The sequence below is a fragment of the Streptomyces sp. NPDC032472 genome, assembly GCF_040636955.1.
Classification (GTDB): Bacteria; Actinomycetota; Actinomycetes; order Streptomycetales; family Streptomycetaceae; genus Streptomyces.
In genome coordinates, this window is the sequence record NZ_JBEZVK010000156.1 from 1 (window position 1) to 5,815 (window position 5,815).

Genomic DNA, 5,815 nt, shown 5'->3' on the forward strand with positions numbered 1-5,815 from the left:
GCTATCCCCCCCGCCGGGCGGGGGTGGGGCGCGGGGGGGGGGGGGCGCCCCCCCCCCCCCGGGCGCGGGGCGCAGCGGCGCAACCACGGGACCGCACCATAGGCTGGGCTCCCATGTGGATACAGACGGTCGGAGCGGTCAATGCGCTCACCACCCGCTGGGCCCGGGCCCTGAACCCCCGCGGCAACACGGTGTTCACGGCGGCCGGACTGTGGCCCCTGCTGGCCCTGCTCGCGGACGGCGCCGCCGGCCGAACCCGCGACGAACTGCAGGAGGCCCTCGGCATACCCGCCACCCAGGCGGCCGAAGCGGCCCGCCGACTGCTCACCGGCTTCGACGCGGTCGGCGGCCTCTCGGCGGCTCTCGGCCTGTGGACGCAGGCCGGACTCCCGCTGGAGGAGCGCTGGGCGGCGGGCCTCCCGACCGGCACGCGCGGCCGGCTGACCGGGGACCCCGCCACCGACCGGGCCGCGCTGGACCGTTGGGCCGCCGAGCGGACGGGCGGCCTGGTCGAGACGATGCCCGTCGCCGACCCGGCCCGGGCGCTGCTCGTGCTCGCCTCGGCCCTGGCCCTGAAGGTGACCTGGCGGCACCCCTTCACCGAGCGCCCCGAGCAGCCCGCCACCGGGCCGTGGGCGGGGCGGCGGCTCCAGGGGCTGTCGCGGTACTCCGCCCACCCGGACCGGCTCGGCGTGGTGGCCGGCGACCTGACGCTGTACCAGGTGGGCGGCGACGCAGGGACGGACGTCTACCTGGTGCTCGGCACCGAGCAGGCCGCCCCCGGCGAGGTGCTGGCCCATGGTGTGGCGGCGGCCACCAGGGCCGTCCAGGCCGTACCGGGCACCCAGCTGCCCGACGGAGCGGCGGGGCCCGGCGTACGGGTCACCACGGTCGAGTCGGCCCGGCCCGAGCCGGTCCTCGGCCTTTCCACGGTGGCGTTCTCGGTGGCCGCGGAGCACGATCTGCTCGAACGGGCCCCGCTGTTCGGGCTGACCGAGGCCGCCCGCGCGAGCACCGGCCACTTCCCCGGCGTGAGCAGCCATCCGCTCGCCGTCGGGGAGGCCCGGCAGTCGGCCGTGGCGGCCTTCCACGCCCGTGGTTTCGAGGCGGCCGCGGTCACCGCGATCGCCATGCAGCCGGGCGGCGCCCCGCCGCCGCAGCGGTACCGGGTGCGCCGCATCGACGTCCGCTTCGACCGGCCCTTCGGCTTCCTGTCCGTGCACCGGGCCAGCGGTCTGGTCCTGGCGGCCGGCTGGGTCGCCGACCCCGAGCCGCTCGGCGGGACCGCGCCGTGAGGCGAACCCGGCCGGCGGCGTACGGCGAAACAGTCAGTCGTCGAACGAACCGTGCCGACCGGCGCCGGACGCGAAACGCGCGGCGCCCGAGAGGGTCTCTCCCGCCGACAACGGCACCATGCCGTGCCGCAGCTCGACCGCCAGCGCCTCGGGCTCGTCCAGCCCGTGCTGTTCCCGTACGGAGAGCCGGTCGTGGCGCAGGCACAGCTGCGGGAACGCGGCGATCTCCCGGGCGAGTTCCTCCGCGGCCCGCCGGGCCTGTCCCGGCGGTACGAGCCGGTTGGCGAGCCCGATCGCGTGGGCCTCGGCGGCCGGCACCGGCCGGCCGGTCAGGATCAGGTCCATGGCACGGCTCTCGCCGATCAGCCGGGGCAGCCGGACCGTCCCGCCGTCGATGAGCGGTACGCCCCAGCGGCGGCAGAACACGCCGAGGACCGCGTCCTCCTCGACCACGCGCAGGTCGCACCACAGGGCGAGTTCGAGCCCGCTGGCCACGGCGTGCCCGGCGACGGCCGCGATGACCGGCTTGGTGAGCCGCATCCGGGTGGGTCCCATCGGGCCGTCGCCGTCGGGCTCCACCCGGTTGCCGCGCTCGGTGCCGACGGCCTTCAGGTCTGCGCCCGCGCAGAAGGTCCCGCCCTCGCCCCACAGCACGGCGACCGAGGCCTCGTCGTCCGCCTCGAACGCCCGGAAGGCATCGGCCAGTTGCCGCGCCGTCGGACCGTCCACGGCGTTGCGGGCGTCAGGGCGGGAGAGCACCACCGTGGTCACGGGGCCGTCGCGCTCGATCCGTACCGCCGGGGCTCCCGGTCCTGCCGGGGCTGCCGGTGCCGCCCGGTCCTGCCGCTCCGGCTGCTCCGGCTGCTCCAGCTGCTCCGGGACCTGCTCCTGCTCAGGCCGGGTGTGCCCGGTGCCGTAGTGGGTGTCCGCCATGGCGGCATTCTTGCGCGGTGCGCCGGTCCGCTGCCAGACCGGCGATCACCGCGGCGCGCGGCCTCCCGCGTGCCCTCAGGGGGCGATGGGGAGCTGCCGCTTGTGCTCGGTGAGCCGGTAGCGGCGGGTGATGATCCCGAAGGCCCGCTCGTCGACCGGCTTGCCCTCCAGGAAGTCGTCGATGTCGTCGTACGTGACGCCGAGCGCGTCCTCGTCGGCCTTGCCGGGGTCGAGGGTCTCCAGGTCGGCGGTGGGGACCTTCCACACCAGCTCGGCCGGAGCGCCCAGGGCGTCCGCGACGGCCCGGACCCGGCGCTTGGTCAGGCCGGTGAGCGGAACGAGGTCGGCGGCGCCGTCGCCGAACTTGGTGAAGAAGCCGGAGACCGCCTCGGCGGCGTGGTCGGTGCCGACGACCAGGCCGTCACGGGCCCCGGCGACCGCGTACTGCGCGATCATGCGCTGGCGGGCCTTGATGTTGCCGTGGACGAAGTCCTGGTGGTGGGCGTCGCGGAAGGTGACGCCGGCGGCCATCGAGGCGGCGAGGGCGGCGTCGCTGGCGGGCTTCACGTCCACGGTCAGGACGTGGTCGGCCCGGATGAAGGAGAGGGCGAGCTGCGCGTCCTTCTCGTCGGCCTGGACCCCGTACGGCAGGCGCATGGCGTAGAAGGCCGCCTCGTGGCCGGCCGCGCGGGCCCGCTCCACGGCGAGCTGGCAGAGCCGGCCGGTGGTGGTGGAGTCCACGCCTCCGCTGATGCCGAGGACGAGCGAGCGCAGGCCGGTCGAGGTGAGCCGCTCCGTGAGGAAGGCCACACGGCGCTCGATCTCGTGCTCCGCGTCGAAGGACCCGGTGACCTGGAGGTCCCGGGCGATCTCCTGCTGCAGGGCGGTGGACGCCGTCTCGCTCACGGCTGCTCCTCGTGTCGTGTGTGCGCGGGTGCGCGGTTCGCTGTTCCGACCGACCCTAGTCGAACGCGCGCCCGGGCAACCATCGCGGTCGCCGCCGCAGCACCCGCCCCAGTCCTACAGCGCTGGTATGACCGGTGCGCCCGGTACTGCTGGGGTTTACCCGTGCGGTCAACCCGCCGCGGGATGCCCCGTCCGCGGCCGCCCGGATAGCTTCCGTACGACCGATCGACCAACGCAACCGAAACCAGGGGGAAAGACCATGAGGCAGTCGCGCAGGTGGACCGCTCGTCTCGCCGTCCTCGCCGGAGCGGGCCTGACCGCCGCGCTGGTGGCCGTCCCGGCGCAGGCGGCGGGCGGCATCATCCAGAAGGGCGACTCGGGGCCGGCCGTACGCTGTGTCCAGCGCGGGGTGAACATCGTCCAGAGCCCGGACGTGGCCGTGGACGGACAGTTCGGCAACAACACCCTCAACGCCGTGGCCCGCTTCCAGAAGGCGGAGCGGATCACCGTCGACGGCAAGGTCGGCCCGGTCACCGGCCGGCACATGCTGACCGAGGTGCAGCGCATCCGCACCGTCGACATCCGCTCCGGGGGCGACGGCAGGTTCTACACGAACTGGCTGAACGACTGCACCCGGTACATCCCGAACTGACAAAAGGCCTCGGCCTCCGTGAGGAGGCCGAGGCCTTGTTCGAGCGCTGGGCAGGCCTTGCACCTGCATCCCCCCACAGGAAGTGGGGTGCCTTTCCTTGGACCACCAACGCCGGACCCGCTGCTGCTGTTCACGGCGGCGAGCTCGAGATCAACCATAGCGCATGGAACGCCCCCCTCCGCTACCCCGGCAGGCAGCACTCCTCAGCACTCCCCCAGGTTTTGCCACGCACGCGCGGCGGGCCCGTACGCTCGCCGGCATGAGCCACGGCACCGAACGCACCCTGTTCCTGCATCCGCCCCGGACCTCCACGGCGGAGTTGCTCGGACAGGCCGCGGCCTGGCGGGGGTTCGAGGTGGTCGCGCAGGTCGGGCGGGCGGACGGGCGCGGGGTGCACTGGTACGGCGGCGCGCTCGCGGCCGACCGGGTCGCCGCGGGGCTCGGGCTCGGCCTGCTCGAGCCTGCCGACGACTGGCTGACGAGGGTTCCGTATGCGCTGGTGCGTCGCGCCGTGCGGCTGACGACGCTCGCGCAGGCCCGGCTGCTGGCAGAGCGCGCATTCGTCAAGCCGCCCTCGGCGAAGATCGACGAGCTCCCCGCCGCGGTGTACGAGGACGGCACCCGCCTGCCGGCGGCGCTCGACGGGGCGACGCCGGTGCTGGTGAGCGGTGTGGTGGAGTTCGCCGCCGAGTACCGGCTGTTCGTGCTCGACGGAGAGGCCGTCGCCGGCAGCCGGTATGCCGTGCACGGGCGCCTCGACCCCGGACCGTTGGACGGGCCGGTCCGCGGCTTCGCGCGCGAGGTGCTGTCCGCCGGGGCGGACGGCCTGCCCAGCGCGGTGTGCCTCGACGTCGGACGGCTCATCGACGGCACCTGGGCGGTGGTAGAGGCCAACATGCCCTGGTTCGCGCACTGCTACGCCGCCGAGCCGGACCGGGTCCTGGACGTGGTGCTGCGCGCTGCCGGGCCGCGTACGCAGGTCGGCGACCGGGACCTGCCGTTCCTGCGCCCCGCCACGGCCGGGCGGCCGGCGGCCGGGCCGCACGGGCGGTAGGCGCCCGTACGGCGGCGGCAGGCCGGTCGGCAGCAGGTCAGTCGGTGGCGGTGAAGCCGTGGCGGGCCGCCAGGCGGGTCAGGGAGGCGATGCCTGGGATGCCGTCGGCGTCCGGGCCGGAGTAGGAGCCGCCGGCCTCGCTGCGCTGCCAGGCGGCGTACGCGTCGCGGGTGCGGGTGCCGAAGCTGCCGTCGGCGTAGCGGGCGTCGAGGAGGTCCTCCGCGACCAGGGCGTCCTCCAGGACCCGGACCTCGTCGGGGTGGGTGGTGTGGCCGTCGGGACCGGGGATGTCGGCCCGTGCCGCGGCTGCGAGGTGGGCGACGCTGACCGTGGGCCGGGGTGGCGGCGGGGTGTCGCCGCCGGGGCCGCCGAGGACCTTCGCCGTGTCGAGGGCACCGGGGTCGCCGTGGTCGTTGCCGGGGACGTCGCAGTGGCCGAAGTAGCCGCCCTTGTTCTGCCACACCGAGCGCGAGCGGGGCTTGTCCGGGCCCGGGAAGGGGGCGGGCGGGCCTGCCGGGAACGCGTCGGGCACGCCCCAGGAGCGGGCGGCCGCCAGGATGGAGCGCCAGCCGGGCTTCTGGCCCGGGTCCCAGCCGGTGGTCCAGGGGTTCCTGGCGTACGCGAGGACCTCGATCTGGATGTTGACCCGGCCCTCGCGGTTGGTGCGGCGGGCGCCGTCGTTGCGCAGGGCGCGGGCCGACTGGTGGAGCGGGCCGAGCTGGGCGATCCGGTCGGTGACGGGGCAGTAGACGAGCTGCGGTTCGGAGGCGACCTCGATCAGGTACGAGCTCATGGACTCGAGGTAACCGCCGCCGGCCGGGGACTCGGTGGTGTGCAGGGTCACCCGGGGCGGGTTGCCGGGGGTGTCCATGGCGCCGCCGATGCTGCCGTCGCCGATGCGTATGGCTCCGGGGATCCATATGGTTCCGGAGGCTGCGCCGAGCGGCTGCGCGAGCGCGGCGGCGGCGAGCGCGG

6 protein-coding genes are annotated in these 5,815 nt (G+C 75.2%); 3 read left to right on the top strand and 3 right to left on the bottom strand.

Features of this window, described 5'->3' with window-relative positions; genetic code table 11:
• Positions 1–113: 113 nt before the first annotated feature.
• Entirely contained in the window at positions 114–1,295 is a 1,182-nt protein-coding gene (locus AB0F11_RS37330) for a serpin family protein (RefSeq protein WP_362184126.1), read from the top strand.
• Between the two features lie 33 nt (positions 1,296–1,328).
• On the opposite strand, the gene AB0F11_RS37335 is transcribed toward AB0F11_RS37330, so the two are convergent.
• On the bottom strand, positions 1,329–2,228 hold the full coding sequence (locus AB0F11_RS37335) for a crotonase/enoyl-CoA hydratase family protein (protein ID WP_362184129.1): 900 nt from the start codon (positions 2,226–2,228) through the stop codon (positions 1,329–1,331).
• A 75-nt stretch (positions 2,229–2,303) separates the two neighbouring features.
• Complete coding sequence (nadE, locus tag AB0F11_RS37340; protein WP_362184132.1) at positions 2,304–3,134, bottom strand: ammonia-dependent NAD(+) synthetase; 831 nt, start codon at positions 3,132–3,134, stop codon at positions 2,304–2,306.
• Between the two features lie 259 nt (positions 3,135–3,393).
• On the opposite strand from nadE, the gene AB0F11_RS37345 reads away from it, so the two are divergent.
• Both AB0F11_RS37345 and AB0F11_RS37350 read left to right on the top strand, forming a co-directional pair.
• Positions 3,394–3,786 (top strand): peptidoglycan-binding domain-containing protein, encoded by a 393-nt coding sequence (locus AB0F11_RS37345; RefSeq protein WP_362184135.1) that lies wholly within the window; start codon positions 3,394–3,396, stop codon positions 3,784–3,786.
• 259 nt (positions 3,787–4,045) lie between these two features.
• Complete coding sequence (locus AB0F11_RS37350; RefSeq protein ID WP_362184138.1) at positions 4,046–4,840, top strand: ATP-grasp domain-containing protein; 795 nt, start codon at positions 4,046–4,048, stop codon at positions 4,838–4,840.
• A gap of 37 nt (positions 4,841–4,877) precedes the next feature.
• On the opposite strand, the gene AB0F11_RS37355 is transcribed toward AB0F11_RS37350, so the two are convergent.
• A partial coding sequence (locus AB0F11_RS37355) for a peptidoglycan-binding protein LysM (protein ID WP_362184141.1) occupies positions 4,878–5,815 on the bottom strand: 938 nt, incomplete at its 5' end.